Genomic DNA, 22,575 nt, shown 5'->3' with positions numbered 1-22,575 from the left:
AGAAACGTATGGCAGATGTAACAGTTAAAGAACTCGCCGACGTGGTAGGGACAAGCGTTGAGCGCTTATTGTCCCAAATGAAAGAAGCGGGGTTGCCACAAACCGCAGCCAGTCAGTCTGTTTCTGATGATCAGAAACAGTCTTTGCTGCTTTTTCTGAAGAAAAGCCATGGTGAAGCAGCGGCAACGCCGAACAAAATTACGCTGAAGCGTAAAGTCACCACGACCCTGAAAACGGGTCAGGGTGGCAAGAAAGCCGTCGCCATTGAAGTTCGTAAAAAACGCACGTATGTAAAACGCGAAGAGCTGGATCTGGAAGCTGAAAAAGCGAAAGAAGAAGCTGCACGTGTTGAAGCCGCCGCTCCGGTTGCTGCAGAAGCTCCTGCCGCTCCGGTTGCAGAAGAAGCTCCGGCAGCCGTTGTTGCTGAGGCCCCTGCCGCAGCAGAAGCGCCGGCCGCAGACGCTGCTGTTGCTGAAAAGCCAGCCGCTAATGCCAAGCCTGCCGCTAAGGCCAAGCCTGCTACCGTCGAAGAAGACGCAGCACAGAAGCGTGCTGAAGCTGAAGCTGCTCAGGCTCGTCAGGAAGAAAACCGTAAAAAGTCGAATAAAACCGTCGACAAAAAACGTGTTGATCTGCGTGAAAACAGCCGCTTCACCGATGGTGGTGAAGACGACCGCAACCGTTCACGTCGTGGCGGCAAGGGCAAGATGAAAGGTGGCCGTGGCCGTCAGCAGTCTGCCAATGAGCACGCGTTTACCCGTCCTACCGCGCCTGTTGTTCACGAAGTTGAACTGCCGGAAGCCATTACCGTTGCCGATCTGGCATCGAAAATGGCGGTTAAAGCCGGTGAAGTGATCAAGACCCTGATGAAAATGGGCGTTATGGCGACCATTAACCAGATTCTGGATCAGGACACAGCCACCCTGGTGGTTGAAGAAATGGGTCACAAAGTGACCAAGCTGATTGCCGATAACGCGCTGGAAGTGGCCGTTACCGAATCCGTTTCTTACGAAGGCGATGAACAGCCACGTGCACCGGTGGTTACCGTAATGGGTCACGTTGACCATGGTAAAACCTCGCTGCTCGACTATATCCGTCGTACCCGCGTGGTATCCGGTGAGGCCGGTGGTATCACTCAGCACATCGGTGCTTACCACGTAGAAACCGATCACGGCATGGTGTCCTTCCTGGATACTCCGGGACACGCCGCGTTTACTTCGATGCGTGCCCGTGGTGCTCAATCTACCGACGTTGTCATCCTGGTGGTGGCTGCGGATGATGGTGTGATGCCGCAAACCGAAGAAGCCATCCAGCACGCGAAAGCCGCTGATGTGCCGATCGTGGTTGCCATCAACAAAATGGATAAAGAAGCCGCCGACCCTGAGCGTGTGAAGAGCGAACTGTCCGCCCGTGACGTACTGCCGGAAGACTGGGGCGGTACCGTTCCGTTTATCCCGGTATCTGCGCACACCGGTCAGGGTATTGATGATCTGCTTGAAGCGGTTCTGCTGCAGGCTGAAATTCTGGAGCTTAAAGCGCACTTCACCGGTCCTGGTCAGGGCGTTGTGGTTGAGTCCCGTCTGGATAAAGGACGTGGTCCGGTTGCAACCCTGCTGGTACAGAACGGCACGCTGAAAAAAGGCGACATCGTTCTGGCGGGTACCTGTTACGGTCGCGCCCGTGCACTGCTGGATGAAAATGGTCAGCAGGTGAACGATGCTGGTCCGTCCATTCCGGTTGAGATTCTCGGCCTGAACGGTACACCGGAAGCCGGTGACAACTTCATGGTTGTTGAAAGCGAGAAGAAAGCCCGTGAAGTGGCTGAATTCCGTGAAAACAAAATGAAAGAACTGGTACAGCAGCGTCAGCAGGCAGCCAAACTGGATGCTCTGTTCAGCGGTATGGGTGAAGGTCAGGTTGCTAACCTCAACGTGGTTGTTAAAACCGACGTGCGTGGTTCGCTGGAAGCCATTGTGGCCTCCCTGCAGAAACTGGCGACCGACGAAGTACGCGTAAACGTCGTATCTTCCGGTGTTGGTGGTATCACCGAAACTGACGCGACCCTGGCGGTTGCCTCCGGTGCGGTTATGTTCGGCTTCAACGTTCGTGCGGATAACGCAGCGAAGAAAGTGGTCGAGAATAACGGCGTGGATATGCGCTACTACAGCGTGATTTACGATCTGCTGGACGACGTTAAACAGGCCATGGCTGGTCTGCTGGCGCCGGAACTGCGTGAAGAAATCACCGGTATTGCTGAAGTCCGTGATGTCTTCAACTCACCGAAATTCGGCCAGATTGCCGGCTGTATGGTGATTGATGGTGTTGTCTACCGTCACAAGAAGATTCGCGTACTGCGCGACAACGTTGTGGTCTATGAAGGCGAGCTGGAATCCCTGCGCCGCTTCAAAGATGACGTTGCCGAAGTACGTCAGGGTATGGAATGTGGTATCGGTGTGAAGAACTATCAGGACGTCCGTCCGGGCGACCAGATCGAAGTGTTCGATGTACGTGAAATTGCCCGTACACTCTGATCTGCACCAGCACCTGTAACGGGCCTTCGGGCCCCGACAGCAAAGCCCGGCTCCGTGTCGGGCTTTGCTGTCTCTGACAGACCAGCGTCAGAGCTGTACACATGCCTGACGCTGGGTAACAGAGGATTTAAATATGCCAAAAGATTACAGCCGTACCTCGCGCCTGGGTGAACAGATTCAGCGCGACCTGGCTCATATGATTCAGTTTGAGATGAAAGACCCGCGTCTGGGTATGGTCACACTGAACTACGTAAAAGTTGCCAAAGACCTGGGCTATGCCGACATCTACTTCACCGTGATGGGCGCCAAAGGCGAAACCGATGCCGAAATCCGCAAACAGACTTCAGCCATTCTGAACGATGCCGCCGGTTACCTGCGTAACGAACTGGCGCGTATTATGCGCACCCGCATTACGCCGCACCTGCGTTTTCATTACGATGAGAGCATGGATCGTGGTCACCATCTGACCGGCCTGATCAAGAAAGCGCTGGAAGAAGATAAAGCCCATCATCAGGATGATGCCGACTCATCTGACAATCAGGGCTGATACATGGCGCGTGGAAAAAAAGGCCGTGCGGTCAGCGGCATTCTGGTGGTCAATAAGCCGCTGGGACTGTCTTCCAATCAGGTGCTGCAACGGGTGAAATTTCTGTTCGGCGCCCAGAAAGCCGGGCATACCGGCGCGCTGGACCCGCTGGCAACCGGCGTACTGCCGATCTGCCTGGGCGAGGCCACCAAGTTTTCACAGCTGTTGCTGGAGTCTGACAAAGGCTACGACACCACCGCGCTGCTGGGCGAAATCCGCTCCAGTGGTGACGGCGAAGGCGAGGTGATTGCGACCGCCGAAGTGCCGCCGCTGACCCATGCTGAAGTGGAAGCGGTGCTCGATCGCTTCCGTGGCGCTGTCGAGCAGGTGCCGCCGATGTTTTCAGCGCTGAAGCTCGATGGCAAGCCGCTGTATGAGCTGGCACGTCAGGGTATGAGTGAAGAAGATATCCGTGCGGTCGCTGAGAAAAAGCGCCGTATCATCACCATCTATGAACTGCTGCTGCGCCAGCAGCGCGCCACCGAGCTGGATCTGTCGGTGCGCTGCTCGAAAGGCACCTATATCCGCACACTGGTGGAAGATATCGGTCAGGCGATTGGTTGCGGCGCTTATGTCAGTAAGCTGCACCGTACTCTCTGCGGGCCTTACCACGCCGGGCAGATGGTCACGCTGGAGCAGGTGCAGGACGCGGCCGAGCAGGGGCATGACGCACTGGATGCGTTACTGCTGCCGACCGAAACCGCTTTGCCTGACTGGCCGGAAGTGGCTCTGACACTGGCGGAAGCGGATAAAATCCTGCATGGACAGCCAGTCAGTACTGGCCTGCCCGCCAGTCCTTCTGTACAATTGTGGGCCGTTGAATCAGGCGTCCGGCAATTGCTTGGCATTGGCCGCATTGAAGAAGGCAAGGTAAAACCACAGCGTTTGCTGCAGGTAACTCTGCCCTAACCGGAAGTTTTGCTTCAACCGTCGCCATCAGGCGGCACGCATCTCACTGTTAATGTGCACGGTGACGATGATCATATAATCCCGGACTTCTACAGATGTCCGCGCACATTCATGGAGTAAGTAAAGATGGCATTAACTGCTGCTACTAAAGCTGAGATTGTAAAAGAGTATCAAACTGCTGAAGGCGATACCGGTTCTCCTGAAGTTCAGGTTGCACTGCTGACCCACAACATCGTTGGTCTGCAGAGCCACTTCAAAGAACACGGTAAAGATCACCACTCACGTCGTGGTCTGATCCGCATGGTTAACCAGCGTCGTAAGCTGCTGGATTACCTGAAGCGTAAAGATGCTGCCCGTTACACCGCACTGATCGGTCGTCTGGGTCTGCGTCGCTAAGATCTCAAGCTTGCAGCAAAAGCCCTACGGGGCTTTTGTTGTATCTGGCCAGTCAGGCTATCCTGTTCTGCTTCTGCGGAATAACAACTACCTGCCAAGCTGTGGTGCCAACCCCACTATTCACAGGAATGTGGTGGTGCTTCTAAATATTGGCTTTGCACACGCATCGTTCTGCTCCGGCAAGACAGCGTCTGTCAGAGCAGAGTTAATATTTAGAAGTACCGGCAGTCAGCAGGTTTATCGGTAAATTTAAGGAAATACGAATACATGAGCACAAAACCTGTTGCTAAGACCAAAACCTTTCAGTTCGGTAACGACACCATCACCCTGGAAACCGGCCGTGTAGCCCGTCAGGCCGATGGCGCAGTACTGGCAACCATGGGTAAAACCCAGGTGCTGGCCACTGTTGTTGCTGCCAAAAGCACTAAACCAGGCCAGGATTTCTTCCCGCTGTCTGTTCACTATCAGGAAAAAATGTACGCCGCCGGCCGTATTCCTGGTGGCTTCCTGAAGCGCGAAAGCCGCCCTTCAGAAAAAGAAACCCTGACTTCCCGTCTGATTGACCGTCCTATTCGTCCGCTGTTTCCGGAAGGTTTCATGAACGAAGTTCAGGTTATCCTGACCGTTATGTCTTCTGAAAAAGAAGTGGACCCGGATATCTGCGCCATGATCGCCACCTCTGCTGCTCTGGCAGTATCCGGTGTGCCGTTCAATGGTCCTATCGGTGGCGCCCGCGTTGGCTTCACTGAAGAAGACGGCTACATGCTGAACCCAACCCAGACCCAGATGCAGGATTCCCTGCTGGACATGGTTGTGGCCGGTACCAAAGACGCTGTGCTGATGGTTGAATCCGAAGCTCAGGAGCTGACCGAAGACGAAATGCTGGGTGCGGTATTGTTCGCCCACACCGGTTTCCAGTCTGCGATCACCGCCATCAACGAGTGGGTTGAAGAGCTGGGTGTACAGAAGTGGGACTGGACTGCAGAAGCCAAAAACACCGCGCTGTACGAAGCGGTTAAAGCCGAAGCGGCCGCTGGTATCGGTGAGGCTTACACCATCTCCGACAAAATGGCTCGCTACGCCCGTCTGGACGAAGTGAAAAAAGCCGCCGTTGAAAAACTGGCTGCTGGCGAAGGCGAAGAAGGTTTCTCCGCTGACGAAATCGCCGAAATGGTTGGCGAGCTGAAGTACGAAGTGGTGCGTAACCGTGTTATCGAAGGCCAGCCACGTATCGACGGTCGTGATAACGACACCGTGCGCCCGCTGACCATTGAAACCGGTGTGCTGAAAACCACTCACGGTTCAGCTATCTTCACCCGTGGTGAGACTCAGGCCATCGTTGTCACCACTCTGGGTTCAACCCGTGATGCGCAGATGATCGACTTCCTGCACGGTGCGAAAGACGATCCGTTCCTGTTCCAGTACAACTTCCCTCCATACTCTGTGGGTGAAGCTGGGCGTCTGGGCGCACCTGGCCGCCGTGAAATCGGTCATGGCCGTTTAGCCCGTCGTGGTATCCAGGCGATGATGCCTAGCCATGATGAATTCCCGTACACCATTCGTGTGGTATCGGAAATCACGGAATCCAATGGTTCTTCTTCCATGGCTTCTGTGTGTGGTGCTTCCCTGTCTCTGATGGACGCCGGTGTACCGATCAAGGCGCCTGTTGCCGGTATCGCCATGGGTCTGATCAAAGAAGGCGACAAGTTTGCCGTTCTGACCGATATCCTGGGTGACGAAGATCACCTCGGCGATATGGACTTTAAAGTGGCCGGTACTGACGAAGGTATCACTGCTCTGCAGATGGATATCAAGATCGAAGGTATCACCGAAGAAATCATGGAAATCGCTCTGGAGAAGGCCAAAGCTGCGCGCTTTACCATCCTTGAGCAGATGAACACCGTGATTGCTGAGCCACGTAAAGAACTGGCGGAAAATGCTCCGACCATGTCTACCATGAAGATCCCGTCTGACAAGATCCGTGACGTGATTGGTAAAGGTGGCGCGACTATCCGTGATATCACCGAGAAGACCGGTGCGTCTATCGACATCAACGACAACGGCGAAATCAAGATCTTCGCTGCTGGCAAAGAAGCATCTGATGCTGCCCGTCAAATGATCGAAGCCATCACTGCTGAAATCGAAGTAGGTACCACCTACACCGGTAAAGTCAGCAAGATCGTTGATTTCGGTGCCTTTATTACCGTTCTGCCTGGTAAAGATGGTCTGCTGCATATCTCCCAGATCAGCGAAGATCGCGTAGAGAACGTGTCTGACTTCCTGACCGAAGGTCAGATCGTTAACGTACACGTTGCCGATGTTGATCCTAAAGGCCGTATCAAGCTGACCATGAAAGGTATTGAGCAGCCTGCTTAATTCTTTCTGAGTTAAAAAAACCGCCCCGGTGCAAGCCGCGGCGGTTTTTTTGTGGCTGTCAGCGACGGAATGATTGATTTAAGGAAGTGTAAAGATTGATCGATTTGTTTAAAATACCGTCCGGTACAGAAGTACTCTCCAGGATAAATAAGAAGGATTATTATTATGACACGGTATATGTCGACCCTGCCGGTTGCAGTCTTTACGTTAGCTCTTACAGCCTGTGGTGGCAGCAGCAGCTCGGGCAGCAGCGATTCAGTTAAAGCAATTGATTACAGCGGCGCTGAAACCCAGGCCCTTCTTTCGACAGATAATCAGGACGATTTTGCTGCTTCCGCCGCAGAAATTCTTTCTGATCGTCTGCAGCGGGGAAGTACCCCCGATGTTTCTTTGCCAATTGGTGTTGTTGCTGAATCCGTTGATGCTGACAGGGTTGCAGAACAGGCAAAGAATGCACTGACGTTTGTTGAAGAAAAGTTAGCCGGTTATGGGTTGAATATTCCCGTTGCAGCGAGCTCTTCTGAAGTCATTAATGGTGACTGTGGTGGTACGCTGAAAGCATCTGGCAACGAAACCAGTGGTTCTATTGTTCTTTCCAATTTCTGTAATTATGACGGTGCTAATACCATTATTCTGAACGGCAAAATGTCGTTTGCTTATAAAGAAACCGCAACGGAAGAAATCGTAACGCTGGAAATGTCCAACTATTCTGTAACAGCTGATGGTGAAACACTGACAATGTCAGGTACCGCTGTTATGACCAATAATAAGTTTAACGACGACAACAGCTTCTATATCAGTGTTCGTGCATCCTTCGGCGGTGAGACGGTTCTGGTTGCAGGACGTGAAGTGTGTGTCAGCGATGTATGTACAGATAGTGACTACGTAGAGGCTGGCAATGGTCAGGTCTACCGTATTGATAATACCGTTGTAACCAGCAACATTAATTCTTACGACGTTAATGCTGTTTTCTTCCATCCTTCTCATGGTTCCGTTGAGCTGTCTGGTGATGACCTGACGCTTTGCAACGATGGTTCCATTGGTTCAGGGGTTATGTATCTGAGCGATGCAGATCAAACTCTTACTGTCACATTCTCAGCCTGTGGCGAGTACAGCGTTGAATTGATGAGCAACAACTTGCTCTGATTCCTTTTGATGGCGAATCATAACCATCATCAAACTCAGAGGACCGGATACCGCTTCGCGGTATCCGGTTTTTTATGTGTATTCCTTATTGCCTCTCCTCAGCTGCTGTCTGCCCACGAAGTTTATTTCCAGGCGGGTACCAGCCGTTGGTTTTATCAGGAATTTTCGCAGGATGGCTCTGAGCTGGATCGGGAGCAGGGTTATCTTCCTGCATTTGAAATCCGGGCAGATCTGAATATATCTGCCCGGTATTCTGTGCTGCTGGAATATGGGCAGCAGCAGAGGGAATTGTCATATATCGGTTATACCCAAACCGGTCAGCCTCACACGACAAAAACCGATGAGGCTCGTCAGCGTTACCGGCTTGGCGGGCAATGGTCTTCAGAACAGGGATTGCAAGCCTCGCTGGCCTGGCAGCAGCATGACTGGCAGCGGCGTATTCAGCCCCATAATACCGTTTCGGGTTTGAACGAATATTATCGCTGGTCCGGGCCGGTTGCTCAGCTCGGTTACCGCTGGGCTTTATCGCGCGGTGAACTTGCTTTGGCTGCGGAAGCCGGATACTGGCAGGATAGTGAGCTGATAGTTGATTTGCGGAATTCAGGGTTTGGTCGCCCGGCTCTTGTACTGCCTGCCGGCTATGAGTATGGGTTATTACTGAGTTATCGTTTTGCTTTGAATGAGATCAGCTTTATACAGCTGGGTCACAGTCAGCGGTATCGTTACTTTCCCCGTAGCAAGGCCACAAAACAGAGTAATGGCCTGAACATCATCAGCCTGCACGAGCCGGAAACGCAGAGTCATGAGCAGGAATACTGGCTGGGTCTGGGTTGGCGTTTCTGAATAATAAAATTATTTTCTGAGCCGAAGCCGGCCAGTTATATTCAATATCATTCCTTTTTTATCTTAAGCACTAATGCTTTAGATTTCGTAAAGAATATACGTTGCTCTGTGTTTCAGTCGTTTAATTACCACTCAGAATCTAAGCCATATTTCTGATATTTATAGACTGAAAATCCGCTCACTGACCCGGATAGATAATGTTCATTGTCATTGTCTTTAAATGATCAATCGCTCCATCCTTTTGGAGGATGTTAGGGGAGCGATATTGGTGTATTTCTAAAGCCCCGTGGTTACCTCTTTATGGTTTTTACCGTAAAGGATTACAAATGGAGCTGTAAATGAAATATATCCTGCCAGGAATACTGACTGTACTTTTCTTTATTAATCCGGTTATCGCGTCGGCTAATGCCAGTGACGCACGGATGGTCGCATTTTTTCCTGTTGAATCTGAAGTCTGTCCTACTGGTTGGAGTGAATATAAACCAGCCAAAGGCTATCTGATTCGTGGCACCGACAATACAAAACTGATCGGAACCCGCAAAGGTGATGCTATTGCTGACGCCAAAGCCCCCCTTCATCGTCATAAAATACAGGCTGATCTCCCTCTGGCAAGAGAAGGGCTGGGTTTAATCAGTGGTCCCCACGCGAGGGTAGACAACAGTAGCGTTAATGTTAATGGCTGGAGTGATACCTCTGACGGTGCGATGCCCTATATCCAGTACCTTATTTGTCAGGAAGACGTTCTCAAAGCCGGAGAACCATCGCAGAGTATTTTCCTCCCGCGCAACACCGTGCAGTGGTTTACCGGCAGCTCTTGTCCTACAGGTTGGGCACTGTATGAACCCTTGATTGGCAATAAAGGACGTACTGCGTTGCCCTTGCCAAGGGATGCAGTGGCAACCAGTGTTGCTGCTGTGGTTGATGAAGACCCGAACTGGGTTAATCATGCGCATAAATTATTTTTTAATATGCCGGGTAAAGAAAACAACATCAGCCTTGAAGTTAACCACACGGATGATCCTTATTTTTTAAACCCCTTTCATAAAACCGATGTGGCCAAGTCATCTCTGCGGGAAATTGAGCGCCTGAGCGATGATGCGGTCCGCACCGATGTTCCCGCAAAATCGTTTGAAATTCTGATGCCCTATGTCTATCTGCGTCCCTGTCATAAAGAAAGCAATACCGTTAATGTGGCTGAACTTCCGGCCGGTATGGGAGTATTTTCAAAGAGCTTTTCCTGCCCAACGGGACTATACAATGTCGCGTCTTCCGCCGGTCGTTTTCTTGTCGGATTGCCTGAGCAAAAGCCGGGTTCAGAAAAACCTCTAAGTGGCACAGCATTCGGAGCTGAGCCATTAAAGTCAGAAGGAAAGCCGGAGCATTTCCACCGAGTTGATATTCCTGTTTCCCTGAATACCTGGGATATGGATACCTCGACTTTTCTGCCCTACAAAGATCATTTGAAGGGACTGAGCAAAGGCTCTTCGAAAGTAGAAGGAAAGACCGAATACGCGTCGATGATTTTCTCTTATGTACAGCTTAAGTTTTGCAAGGTTCAGGAATAAACGGATATTACCCACATAATCAGGGCCTGTTGCAGCAGGCCCCTGCAAGGAGCCAAGCCTATGAATCCCGCACATTCAGTTTATAAATTACCGCTATCTATTAATGCCAGCGTCGATACCATGATGGAGCATCTTGCTATCAAGCGGACTCCGGTAGCTGCCGACTCGCGTAATAAGCTTATTGCTATTCACCGTTCTCAGGATAATGACATTCGCCATAAAACCGATCTTATCGGTGTACGCCAGCAGCCTCATCCGGATTTAAAAAATGCCACTCAGACTATTCTGATGCATTACTTTGAAGATGATACCAGCGCCTCAGGCTGGTCACATGAAGAAACTCCGCTGGAAGACGTTTATGATCCGGGCAGTAAAGAAAAGCTGCTCAGCGGTGTGCGTGAGCTGAGCGGTTTTCATCAGAATGGCATTACCTATTTATTTGTTCAGTATCAGTCACCGTCATCGCAGAACAGCTACAGCGTTAAAATCCTCTGGTCAGTTATGGAGAATGGTCGGCCCGTCTGGCAGGAAAAAAAATGGGATCACAGAGGAGATGATGCACGTTCCGTACTGTCCTCGGTTCGTCAGCTGTCCATTCATCGCCGCAATGACGGACAGCACATTCTGTACGGAGTTACCCGCGGATTTGGCGATCCGGAGTTAGCGCGCGGAGAAGAAGAATTCTTCATGATTATTCCGCGGAAACCGGCTGATCTGTCGGCAATCACTCATCAGGATATTGCCTTTGATACCCTGCACGACAGCGATCATGAAATTCCGAATTGGGATGGTATTGAAAATGCCAGTATCTATCAGCTGGCAACACCATTGGACGGTGAAGCTGATAGTGATGAAAACCGCTACACATTGCTGCGGTTGCGTAACGGGAAAATTGAATTCCACACTACCAGAGTATTACCTGTCAGCCGCTTTTATGCGCAGCCACGTTTAAGTTTTGACCGTGGTTCTGTACTGGTTGACAGTCAGGGTGTCGATTTATCTTCAGCCCGAATTTTTTCTGTTCCTGCCGGACCTGAGGATGCCCTGCTGGTTCATCAGCCTTCTGGTGATCTGGGGATTCTGGAAAACATTCACTCAGCCCAACCGGGTTATCGTTCGCTTCTGCAGGAGGCAGGCCCCGCTGACATTGACCGCTTAAGTATCGGTGTCGTAGGGCATCCGGGGAGCACTGATGCCAGCCTTGCCATTTTTGCGACACCGGCAGGTCAGAATACGCTGTGGCTGTTACGTCTGGATGCCCATGCGTCTCAGAGCTCCTGGGTATGTCTGGGTGATCAGGTCAGCGACATTGCCTGTCCGAGAATTATGCCTGACGGTGCGGAGCTGTTTCAGGTTTCGCCGCAGGCCGGAAAAATAGAGTTCAAGCGTCAGCATCCCCAGACTTACAGCTGGACGACCAATGAGCTTGCCGTAGCCACCACCGATTTAACCGGAGTAACCCCGATAAATGCGCACGTCGTTGATATTGAGGTTACAGATGCGAACTTTATTCCCTGTCCACACCGGGAAATTACATTAACCAGCGATACCCCTGGTCTGCTGTATATCGATGGTGTGACCTATCGCGTGGGACCAAGACTGCCGTTAACTCTTACCAGTAATGGTTATGGTCGTATCCGCGGCGTTATTCCGGCTGATGGTTTAAAAGCGCCGGTATTTACAGTGAATACGGCGGATGCTGCGGCCATCAGGGTTTATCCTAATGGCCGTCTCAGTGAACGTCTTGCCGGTAATGCCAAAGGCTTTAATGTCAGTAAAAGTATTGCCGAGCTTGCTCCGGCGGAGCACCGCACAGCGGTTAATCAGCTGATTAAGAGCTATGGTGATGCAGCCAGCAAGTCTAAGCGGGGAGTGAACTGTGACGGAACGCTGCGGAAACAGTATCGGCTCAGCTCTCAGGGGAATGGTTTGTTTGTCGATGAAACCTCAGCCGGAAATACACTGAGTGCCGTACCGCTGGAGGGGTTTGCCGGAGATATCCTGAATCATATCCGCCAGGGATTTAATGATATTAAGCAAATGGTGGTTCGGGTTTTTGATGCCAGTGTTGAATTCCTGATTCAGACCGGTAATGAAATCCTGAAATTTACCAACAGTGTGTTTGACAGCATCGTAGATGGTTTTGAAGCTCTGGCAGACTTTCTCTCAGAGGTGTTCGAAAAACTGGGCGACGTGGTAAAGGATATAGGGAAAAAGATCCTTGATGCCGTCAGTTTTGTTTTTGGTGGTAAGGATGTCTTTGCTGCCAACGATGCTTTACAAAGTACTATCAAATCCGGATTCATGACAACTTCTTCCAATCTTGTGAAGCTTGGGACGAGGATGAACTCGGAGTATCAAAGGCATATTGACATTATTGATGAACACCTTGATTCATTGATCGATCAGTCGCAAAAAGCAAAAAATGTACGCTCAGCAAGTGCTGAGCAGGGGATGTCTTTTGGCGGGGTTGATATTCCTGCACCTTCAGCTCTGGTTAAAACCAACAGAGCGGGTAGTGACATTATGGGCGGAAATCAGGGTAAGTTTGATGAAGCGAGTCCTGATGTCAGTACAGAGAAAACTGAAGCGGATGTAATCAATAATTTACTGAAGAAACTCCGCTCAAACTATGAAAAAGATGTGGCTGGAGTGATTCGAGACATCGGCGATAAACTCAGCTCGGACAGCTCGTTTCTTGAAAAGCTGAGTTCCATGCCACTGGAGATTATCCGGTTATTAAAAGGCGTTATAAAAACAATCGCTAAGCTTGCAGGAGACGTTCTTGAAGCGGCTGTTAAACTGATTGATATTCTTCTTTCCCGTTTGTTTGAGGCATTTGAAAGTAAAATTGATATTCCGGTTCTGAATACGCTGGTCCAGCTTTGGTCTGGCGATAATGAACGGAAGCTTTCTTACTTTGACATTATTACCTTACCATTTGCTTTTATCGGTACTGCTATCTGGAAAATTGTTTCAGGAAAAGCAATTGTGACATCCGAAATGAACGAGGAATATATACCGTGGGTCGATAACCTTCCTGTGGTAATGGATTTCTCTTCAGTCGGGGGACCCAGGAAGAAAGTTAAACACAGATCGCTTGGTGCTGCCGCTGTTTCTGATGAATCCACAGATCCTTCGGACAGTTTTAAGAATATCTATGGTTTTCTGGAGATAATGGCCGCACTGACTATTATTGCTGCACTTGCCGGTATTCTGGTTGGAATGACGGCCCAGCCTGTTGCAACGGTTGCAGAGATTACCACCACAAGTTCCGGTCCGGCAGGAGTCGTTGTTATGATTATGACACTGATACCGGTATTGCTCGTTCTTACACAGAAAATTGTTACGCTGTTTTATGAAATATATGAGGGAATACGTATTCCATCTGGCGAGTCTGTAAGTGCGGATGAGAAGGCTAAAAATACTGGTCTGGTAATATTGATATTTGCCATTATCGCCGTTGCAATGCTGATCGCTATTATCGGTGTTGTCGTCAAAATAATACTCAAAATACCAGGCTACGTTGTAAATACGATACTGAATGTATTATCGATTATCGCCGGTGTTGGCTTGCTGGGATACGCTGTCTATAACATCGTCGAGCATGCGATTTCCCATGGTAACAATGGCAACGAAGAGCATTTGTGGGGAATTGGCCTTGAAGCTGCTTCGGGGGTTGGCAGCCTGATTTCTATCGCGGCAACGATCTGTGTGATCATTGCCAGTAATCTGATAAAAGGTGAGGTTATTTCCGGAGCTGTTATGACGGCAGTGGCGGTTGGTCTGCAAACGACCTCAACCATTATCTCAAAAGGAGCAACCATTATAGAGGGCGGGCGTACAGCTGAGGCTCTGGCTAAGGGCAGGCCTAAATCAGAAAACTGAGTTCTTTGCGGGGCTCAGTTCAGGCCTGAATATCAATAAAGCGACCGCGACGGGATGTGCCGTCGCTTGCTGAGGTATTCAGGAATGCCTGTATTTCGGGACGCTGCGGATCACTGACCAGACTGCGTGTGCTGATACCGGGACTCTCGCTGTCCTCGTCACGTACAGGCAGATATTCCGCTGTTGCTGTAGTTGTTGCGGTTGTTATGGCTGCTGCTTCAGCGGCGGGGGTACGCGGATTGCTGTCAGCCTGAGTACGGGAACGCTGACTGTCATCCCGGCTGTTAATTCGTGCTGTCTTTTCAACAGCCTCCGCTGCCAGACTGTCCGGCTTTTTCGCCAGGGCAGGTGCAGAAGTGCCAGAAGCCTTCAGCGGACTGACAGGGCTGCTGTTATAGCCAGTTAAGCCGGATGAAGGCAGGATGTTCATGCAGGAAATCTCACAGATTCTGAGCGCGTAAGAGCTACTATAGCGGCAGATTTATGCAGCGTCAGATGTGTGGCTGATTTAATCGGCGGAATATCCTGTCACGATCCCCTGTGAGCGTAGCGCTACCGGATCGTGACAAAAATATGCCGGATTATCACCTTATAAAAGCGTCATTAACCCGTTCTTTTATCGCCTCAGGCGGTTTCACCCGGCAGGCAGAACTCACCTTTCATATAGGCAAAGCAACGTCCGGCAATCAGCACCCGATCGTGTTCCAGCTGTAGCATGGCATCTCCGCCACGGGCCGAGCACTGCCAGCCGTTGAGCTGGGTTTTGCCCAGTTTTTCGCTCCAGTAAGGGGTCAGCGTACAGAATGAGGAACCGGTTACCGGATCTTCATCCAGACCCTGACGCGGAGCGAAGAAGCGGCTGACAAAATCATAGCCTTCGCTGTCACTGCGGGCGGTTACCATAACCGCAAAGGTTTCTAACTGGCTGAGCAGTGCCTGGTTGGGGCGGCAGTTGCGCAGAGCCTGCTCACTTTCCAGCTCAACCAACATATCGCGGGCATTACAGATGGCGACCACCTTCTGACCAAGGGCTTGTTCCAGCTGTTGCTGCAGCAGCGGATTGTTAATCATCTCTCCCGGGCGCGCCGGAAAATCCAGCTGTAGCATAGTATTGTCGCCGCCATTACTGCGCAGTGCGCGCACGGTCAGATTGCCGGCTTCCTGAGTCGAGAATGGGATAATCTCGCGCAAATCCTGCAGTTCATTACGGATAACCCAGGCGGCCGCCAGTGTCGCATGTCCACAAAGATCCACTTCTGTCGTCGGAGTGAACCAGCGGATATGGTAAATACCGTCGCTGTTTTTAACGAAGAAGGCGGTTTCAGACAGATTGTTTTCGGCCGCAATGGCCTGCATCTGCTCCTCATTCAGCCACTCTTCCAGCGGTACGATGGCGGCAGGGTTGCCACTGAAACCGTTAACAGATTGGCGGATAAAGGCATCAATTTTGTAAACAGAATAACGCATGGAGGCTTACCGGCGATGAGTGTATTACCGATAGTAACAGGCGTATCAGCGATATGGGAGAGACAAGTTGCTATAAAATAATGGCAAGCAGCCGGTTTTCCCGGCTGCTTTATCAGGGATTAATCCAGCAAAGCAATATCCAGATATTCAGGTACTTCCACCTCCCAGTTAAACTCGTCTTTTAAATGCCGGCGCATGGCGTCGGCGGCACAGCTTTCACCGTGAGTAATAAAGACTTTGCGTGGCTTGCCGGGCATTTTCTTCAGCCAGTCCGATATTTCCACATAATCCCCATGGCTGGATAAAGCCTGGAGGTTGGCTATCTCAGCCTGAACCTGACAGTACTGGCCATGAATTTTAATATGATCAGCCCCCTTGGTCAGACTGTCGCCACGGGTACCGGCTGCCTGATAACCAAGAAACAGAATACTGTTACGCGGATCAGATACCAGGGCCTTCAGATGGTGAAGAACACGCCCACCGCTGGCCATGCCACTGGCGGAAATAATAATGGCCGGTGTTTTCTTTTCCACCAGAGCGATGGATTCTTCGGTGGTTTTTACATAGATGGTCATATCATCCATACGGCTGCAGTCGTCTTCTGTCAGTTTATGCAGATCGTGATGACTGAAGAAAATAGAGGTCGCACGGATTGCCATCGGGCTGTTCAGATACACCGGCAATGATGGAATACGTTGCTGATCACGCAGGCGCTGCAGGTAATGTAAAACCAGCTGCGCACGTCCGACGGCAAAAGCCGGCATTAATACAATACCGCCGCGCTTATAGGTGCGGTTAATCACGTCGGCAATGGCTTCCTCGGCATCAATCTCTTCGTGGCGGCGGTCGCCATAGGTTGATTCCACCACCAGATAATCGGTTGCCGGAAGTGGCTGTGGCGGATACATAATGGCATCGTTACTGCGGCCGACATCACCGGTAAACGTAATGCTTTTTCCCTGAAATTCCAGACGGATAGAGGTCGCGCCAAGAATATGTCCGGCGGGAATAAACTGCGCGGTCATACCGCCGGGAAGAGTCAGGGTTTCTCCCTGAGGAACATCTTTAAATTGCTTCAGAACTTTGCGTGCGTCTTCTTCGGTGTAAAGCGGTTCTGCCGGATCATGCTTTGAAAATTTCTTTTTGTTGGCATAACGCGCATCTTCTTCCTGCAGAAAACCGGCATCCGGAAGCAGTACTTTGCAGAGTGCATGAGTAGCTTCGGATGAATAAACCGGGCCGTGAAAACCGCGTTTCATCAATGCCGGTAAAAAACCGGAGTGATCGATATGAGCATGGGTAAGTAATACGGCATCAACCTGGTCGGCCGGAAAAGGCAGCTCATTCCAGTTGCGGCGGCGGACATTTTTTATTCCCTGAAATAAACCGCAGTCGATCAGAATTTTGTAGCGATCATATTTAACCAGATACTTGGAACCGGTAACGGTACCGGTAGCGCCGATAAACTGAACCTGAAACGGACTCTGCATAGGGATATTCCTTGCGGAACACGAGGTCATTCTTTAACAGGCAAGGCACCGCAGTGACGGTTTTTTACCCACGAATTTCTCAGTGTTTCCTTTATCATGAGTGAAGTGAAAAATCATTCTGGCAGATACAACGAAGCATGGGAAACGCTGTCAGAGCAATCGTTGATTTACCGCAAGGTGATGGGCTGCGCACGGGCCTACACTGCATACTGCTAAATAGGGTGTATTTATGGATACTCAGCTCGACTTCTTACATCTGCGACGGCTCGGAATTAACACGCATCAGGAGCCGGTGGTTTATATGCGTCAGGATTGTCAGGTGGCAATTTCAGAGGGATTTTATGCGCATAGCCGGGTAGAAGTGCACTGTGGCGAACAGAGCGTTATCGCCACTCTGGTTCTGGTGTGCAGCGATTTATTATCCCACGAAGAAGCCGGCCTGTCGGAAGCCGCATGGCACCGGCTGGATTGCCCTGCCGATGGCGTGCCGGCGCGCTTTCATCATGCCCGTCCGGTCGAGTCTATGTCTTTTGTACGCGGGAAACTCTACGGTCAGCGCTTCAATGCCGAGTCTGCAAAAGCCATTATCGAAGATATCAAAGCCGGCCACTACAGCGATATTCAGCTGTCAGCCTTTGTTACCGCCTGCGCCGGCGACCGCCTTGACCTTGATGAAACCATTGCCATTACCCGCGCAATGGTTGGCAGTGGCCAGCGCTTTGACTGGTCATCCGACAAAGTGATGGATAAACATTGCGTGGGCGGTCTGCCAGGTAACCGTACCACGCCGATTGTAGTCGCCATTGTGGCTGCCAATGGGCTGCTGATGCCAAAAACCTCCAGCCGTGCCATTACTTCACCGGCAGGAACCGCCGACACCATGGAGAGCATGACCACGGTAGCGATGAGCTTCGGGCATATGCGTGAAGTGGTTGAGCAGGAAGGTGGCTGTCTGGCATGGGGCGGTTCGGTCAGCCTCAGCCCGACTGACGATATTGTTATCCGCGTAGAGCGGGCACTGGACCTCGACAGCGAAGGCCAGCTGGTGGCTTCAGTCATTTCCAAGAAAGTCGCAGCGGGTTCCAGACAGGTGCTGATAGACATTCCTGTTGGCCCAACCGCCAAGGTGCGTTCGCAATCCATGGCGCAGACCTTAAAGCAATTGCTGGAAAAAACCGGCGCGGCACTGGGATTGGATGTGCGCACGGTTATTACCGACGGTAATCAGCCTATTGGTCGTGGTATAGGTCCTGCGCTGGAAGCGCGGGATATTCTGCAGGTGCTGCGCAATGACGGCCATGCACCGCAGGACCTGCGGGAAAAATCCCTGCAACTGGCCGGTATTCTGCTGGAAATGGGCGAAAAAGCCGCTGCCGGTCAGGGCTATGCTCTGGCGCAACGCACGCTGCTGGATGGCAGTGCGATGAAAAAGTTCGAAGCCATCTGTATGGCGCAGGGCGGTTTCAGCGAACCACCGGTCGCCGAATTTACCCATTGTATCCGCGCCCCGAACAGCGGTGTGGTTGCCTACTTCAATAACCGCTTTATTGCCCGTCTGGCATCCCTTGCCGGAGCACCGAATGCCAAGGCCGCTGGTATTGAATTGCATGTGACGCTGGGTGATGAGGTGGAAGCCGGAGCGCCGTTATTTACCCTGCATGCAGAGGCACCGGGTGAGTTGGCGTATGCGCTGGATTTTCTTGATGGCCATACCGATGTTATCCGCATCGAAGAGCAAATGGTTTAAAAAACAAAGGAGCCGGAGAACCTCAGCGTTCACCGGTTTCCTGATAATAAAACGACAGGCAGAAATATTATGACAACACATCTCCTCTGCCTTGACGGGCATGAGTCGCTGGCGGAGTCGCTGGCGCAACAACTCAGCAAGGCAGGTACAGAAACCCGGCTGCTGGCTCTGGAAAGCCGGCATTTTCCCGATGGTGAACTCTATTTTAATTTGCCGGATATTATTCAGGGTGACGATGTTATCGTACTTTGTCAGCTGCACCAGCCCAGCGATAAGGCTCTGGCACTGTGGTTTATGGCACGCCATCTGCGCGAATTCGGCGCGCGCCGAATTGGTCTGGTAGCGCCTTATCTCGCTTATATGCGTCAGGATATCCGCTTTCAGCCGGGTGAGTGTTTAACTTCAAAATACTTTGCTGAGCTTATTAATCAGAATTTTGATTACTTAATTACCATTGATCCGCATCTGCATCGTTACCACAGCCTGAGTGAAATTTATTCCATTCCGGCGCAGGCCCTGCATGCCACCGACAGCATCGGCCAGTACCTGAAACAGAATGTGAATAAACCACTGGTGATCGGCCCGGATGAAGAGAGTGAGCAATGGGCAAAAGACGTCGCCCGGATAGCCGGATGTGATTATCTGGTACTGCGAAAAACCCGCAGTGGTGACCGTGATGTCGCCATTCATATACCGGATGTACAAACCTATGCCGGTCATCAGCCGGTTCTGGTGGACGATATTATTTCAACCGGTCGTACCATGCTGCGTACCGCCGATGAACTGATTGCGCAGGGATTGAATAAGCCACTGTGCATTGGCGTGCATGCGGTGTTTGCCGAAGGCGGGCCTGGTGTTCCGTCGGCCGATGAAGAAATGCGCGCCGGTCCTATCGCCGGCATTGTTACCTGCAACTGCATTCCTCATGCGACCAACGGCATTGATATCAGCCCGTTACTCGTGCCGGCCATTCAGAATATGCTGACTGTTGCGGCTGCTTCAGGAGAGACATTATGAGTCTGAATCTGTATCAGAAACTGAGTGAACGCTATAAAACTCAGGAAATCGAAGCGGAAGCACGCAGTCATCGTGAATACGATAAAGACTTTGCCGCCTGGGCCGCCGGGTGTGGTGTTATTAAACATACCGCAGCTACCCAGTTACAGGTATTTGAGCTGGCGACCACCCTACTGGAAGCCGGTCTGATTGAACATAAAGCAGAATGCTACCGCAAGCTGACGGCTCTTGATCAGCTGACCAATCAGGCAATGTGGCTGGTTGTGCATATGACCTACGCCAAACATGTTTTTCTCGATGGCCGCGATTTAACCGCCGATGATTTTAAACGTGATCCGCAAGGACATACCGGTGGCTCGCTGAATATGGTTTCGGCTTATGCTGCGTTGCTGGCTGTTAACAGTTTAACCGGTCAGCACCGTGACTGGCTGATGGGGCAGGGCCACTGTGTCGCGGCCATTGATGCCGTGCAGTTGTTATCCGGTACTGCCTTGCCGGAACGGAAAAAACAATATCCGTTAACCGATGAAGGCTTAAGCCGTTTCGCACAGGATTTTTATAATTACCGTGTACGCGCCGATGGCAAACCTTTATCGCCACTGGGCAGCCACGTTAACGTTAATACTGCCGGGGCAAAAATCGAAGGTGGTTATTTAGGTTTTGCCGGTTTGCAGTATGTGCATCAGCCATTACCGGGCGAGCGCCTGGTCGCTTTTTTAAGTGACGGTGCCTTTGAAGAACAGCGCGGCAGCGACTGGGCGGCACGCTGGTGGCGGGCAGAAGACAGTGGTCTGGTCAGCCCGGTGATGATCGCCAATGGCCGCCGTATTGATCAGCGCACAACGGTGGCGCAGCAGGGCGGCAGTGCCTGGTTTATGGAGCACCTGAGTAATCAGGGATTTGCGCCTTTTATTATTGATGGCCGCGATCCGGCTGCCTTTGTCTGTGCTATTTATTTTATGGAACAGCATTTAAGCCATGCTGCTGCTACCGTTGCCAGTGGTGCCGCGAGCTATCCGCTGCCTCTGCCTTATTGTATTGCCGAAACTATTAAAGGCTACGGTTTTCCCGGAGCCGGAACCAATGCCGCCCACGGTTTACCATTGGGCAGCAATCCGCGTCGTGATAACGAAGCACTGAATTTTTTCCATCGTGGTGCCAAAGCATTGTGGCAGGAAGAAAATCAATGGCGTGCTGCGGTGGCCGAATTAACCCAGCCAAAAACACCGCTGCAACCGGTTGCAGTAACCATTAACCGCCATGACCCGCACTGGTTAAAAGAATCACTGGCACCAATGGCTGCCATCGATAATTACTTTGTCGATCTGGTGGAAGTGAATCCGCACTTACGGGTGCGTGTCGGAAATCCGGATGAATTGCGTTCTAACCGTATGAACCAGACGCTGGATTTATTAAAACACCGCGTCACCGATCCGGAAGAAGGCGTCGCCGAAGCGGTCGACGGTTGTGTTATTACCGCACTCAATGAAGAGGCCGTGGTCAGTGCCTGTCTGGCCAATCAGTCGGGCCTGAATATGGTGGTTTCTTACGAAGCCTTTGCCACCAAAATGCTGGGTGCCTTACGTCAGAGTATTATTTTTTCCCGTCATCAGAAAGAAGCGGATGAGCCCGCTTCGTGGTTGGGTATTCCGGTTATTTCGACGTCGCATGTCTGGGAAAACGGTAAAAACGAACAGAGCCATCAGGACCCTAGCCTGGCCGAAAGCCTGCTGGGAGAAATGGCCGATATGGCGCGTGTGGTTTTCCCGGCCGACGGTAATTCTGCGATGGCCTGTTTAAAAGCCTGCTATGGCGATCTGGGTACTATCTGGAATCTGGTAGTTCCCAAATCCACCATGCCAGCCGTGTTTGATGGCAAACAGGCCGCTGCTCTGGTACAGGACGGAGCCATCTGTGTACGTGGAAATTGTGCTTCAGATCTGCAGCTGGTGGCCTGTGGTGCATTCCAGTTACAGCAGGCATTAAAAGCGTCTGACCGGTTAAAAGAAAAAGGCGTGGCTCACTCGCTGATTTATCTGCTGGAGCCGGGTCGCTTCCGTATTGCGCGTGATGAATTTGAGCAGAATATTCAGGCCGACCCGCAGGTGCTGGATTCATTATTCCCGGCGCGGGTACAGCAGCGGGTGTTTATGGTGCATACCCGTCCGGAAGTTATTCTGGGGCATTGCCGTATGCTGGATCTGGGGCCGCAGCGCACTGTTGCACTGGGTTATGTTAATCAGGGCGGCACGCTGGATACCGAAGGCCTGCTGTTTGCCAACCGTTGTACCTGGGCGGATGCCCTGGCAGCGCTGGCCAGACTGAGTCAGCGTGATCCGCTGGAATGGTTAAGTGCAGAAGAGTGGGCCGCTATTCGCGGCGAAGGTGATCCGTACGATGTGATTAAGCATCCGTATCCGTAAATATTCCTACGGATTTGGTGGGGCAAAAGGGAAGCATGGTTTTCCTTTTGTCCCACCGTTTGGAGTGTCATGGTATCACTCCAGGCTGAAGCTTCATCGATTACTGTTTTCAATCGGAAGCGCCTTTCCGGGGCTCCGCCCCTGGCCCCCTATAAGGAGAGGGATCTCCTTACGATCCTCTCTTTTCTGCG

Annotated in this window: 15 protein-coding genes; 12 read left to right on the top strand and 3 right to left on the bottom strand. The window is 51.4% G+C overall.

Annotated features, from left to right (window positions below; translation table 11 throughout):
* Positions 1-8 precede the first annotated feature (8 nt).
* The 9 genes from infB (at position 9) to B3P58_RS07840 (ending at position 14,240) form a co-directional block, all read left to right on the top strand.
* The gene (infB, locus tag B3P58_RS07880) at positions 9-2,531 is read left to right on the top strand and encodes a translation initiation factor IF-2 (RefSeq protein ID WP_286716835.1); all 2,523 of its coding nucleotides are present in this window, start codon (positions 9-11) and stop codon (positions 2,529-2,531) included.
* A gap of 133 nt (positions 2,532-2,664) precedes the next feature.
* A complete protein-coding gene (gene rbfA / locus B3P58_RS07875; RefSeq protein ID WP_145466097.1) occupies positions 2,665-3,078 on the top strand; it encodes a 30S ribosome-binding factor RbfA in 414 nt (137 codons plus the stop codon).
* Positions 3,079-3,081: 3 nt separating this feature from the next.
* Positions 3,082-4,026: a tRNA pseudouridine(55) synthase TruB gene (gene truB / locus B3P58_RS07870; RefSeq protein ID WP_286716834.1), complete on the top strand. Its 945-nt coding sequence runs from the start codon at positions 3,082-3,084 to the stop codon at positions 4,024-4,026.
* Between the two features lie 126 nt (positions 4,027-4,152).
* Positions 4,153-4,422: a 30S ribosomal protein S15 gene (rpsO, locus tag B3P58_RS07865; protein ID WP_145466093.1), complete on the top strand. Its 270-nt coding sequence runs from the start codon at positions 4,153-4,155 to the stop codon at positions 4,420-4,422.
* 267 nt (positions 4,423-4,689) lie between these two features.
* Positions 4,690-6,798, top strand: a complete 2,109-nt coding sequence (gene pnp, locus B3P58_RS07860) for a polyribonucleotide nucleotidyltransferase (RefSeq protein WP_145466091.1) — start codon at positions 4,690-4,692, stop codon at positions 6,796-6,798.
* A 177-nt stretch (positions 6,799-6,975) separates the two neighbouring features.
* Positions 6,976-7,944: a hypothetical protein gene (locus B3P58_RS07855; protein ID WP_286716832.1), complete on the top strand. Its 969-nt coding sequence runs from the start codon at positions 6,976-6,978 to the stop codon at positions 7,942-7,944.
* Positions 7,945-8,232: 288 nt separating this feature from the next.
* Positions 8,233-8,787 (top strand): hypothetical protein, encoded by a 555-nt coding sequence (locus B3P58_RS07850; protein WP_286716831.1) that lies wholly within the window; start codon positions 8,233-8,235, stop codon positions 8,785-8,787.
* Positions 8,788-9,125: 338 nt separating this feature from the next.
* A complete protein-coding gene (locus B3P58_RS07845; RefSeq protein WP_286716830.1) occupies positions 9,126-10,352 on the top strand; it encodes a hypothetical protein in 1,227 nt (408 codons plus the stop codon).
* A gap of 60 nt (positions 10,353-10,412) precedes the next feature.
* A complete protein-coding gene (locus B3P58_RS07840) occupies positions 10,413-14,240 on the top strand; it encodes a hypothetical protein (protein WP_286716829.1) in 3,828 nt (1,275 codons plus the stop codon).
* A 19-nt stretch (positions 14,241-14,259) separates the two neighbouring features.
* Here B3P58_RS07840 and B3P58_RS07835 read toward each other — a convergent pair whose 3' ends face one another.
* From B3P58_RS07835 to B3P58_RS07825, 3 genes are all read right to left on the bottom strand, one after another.
* On the bottom strand, positions 14,260-14,670 hold the full coding sequence (locus B3P58_RS07835; protein WP_286716828.1) for a hypothetical protein: 411 nt from the start codon (positions 14,668-14,670) through the stop codon (positions 14,260-14,262).
* A 194-nt stretch (positions 14,671-14,864) separates the two neighbouring features.
* Positions 14,865-15,707 (bottom strand): PhzF family phenazine biosynthesis protein, encoded by an 843-nt coding sequence (locus B3P58_RS07830; protein ID WP_286716826.1) that lies wholly within the window; start codon positions 15,705-15,707, stop codon positions 14,865-14,867.
* Between the two features lie 119 nt (positions 15,708-15,826).
* A complete protein-coding gene (locus B3P58_RS07825) occupies positions 15,827-17,197 on the bottom strand; it encodes an MBL fold metallo-hydrolase (RefSeq protein WP_145466078.1) in 1,371 nt (456 codons plus the stop codon).
* A 229-nt stretch (positions 17,198-17,426) separates the two neighbouring features.
* Between B3P58_RS07825 and B3P58_RS07820 the strand changes: the two genes are divergently transcribed.
* The 3 genes from B3P58_RS07820 to B3P58_RS07810 all read left to right on the top strand — a co-directional run bounded on the left by B3P58_RS07820 (position 17,427) and on the right by B3P58_RS07810 (position 22,384).
* Positions 17,427-18,944: a thymidine phosphorylase family protein gene (locus tag B3P58_RS07820; protein WP_268866359.1), complete on the top strand. Its 1,518-nt coding sequence runs from the start codon at positions 17,427-17,429 to the stop codon at positions 18,942-18,944.
* A 69-nt stretch (positions 18,945-19,013) separates the two neighbouring features.
* A complete protein-coding gene (locus B3P58_RS07815) occupies positions 19,014-19,961 on the top strand; it encodes a ribose-phosphate pyrophosphokinase (RefSeq protein ID WP_286716822.1) in 948 nt (315 codons plus the stop codon).
* On the top strand, positions 19,958-22,384 hold the full coding sequence (locus B3P58_RS07810) for a xylulose 5-phosphate 3-epimerase (protein ID WP_286716821.1): 2,427 nt from the start codon (positions 19,958-19,960) through the stop codon (positions 22,382-22,384). The genes B3P58_RS07815 and B3P58_RS07810 overlap by 4 nt, the downstream gene beginning before the upstream one ends.
* Positions 22,385-22,575: the final 191 nt, after the last annotated feature.

Origin of the sequence: Thalassolituus sp. UBA2009 (assembly GCF_002335285.1) — a bacterium.
GTDB lineage: Bacteria > Pseudomonadota > Gammaproteobacteria > Pseudomonadales > Oceanobacteraceae > Venatoribacter > Venatoribacter alkanivorans.
This window is presented reverse-complemented; position numbering and strand designations above follow the sequence as displayed.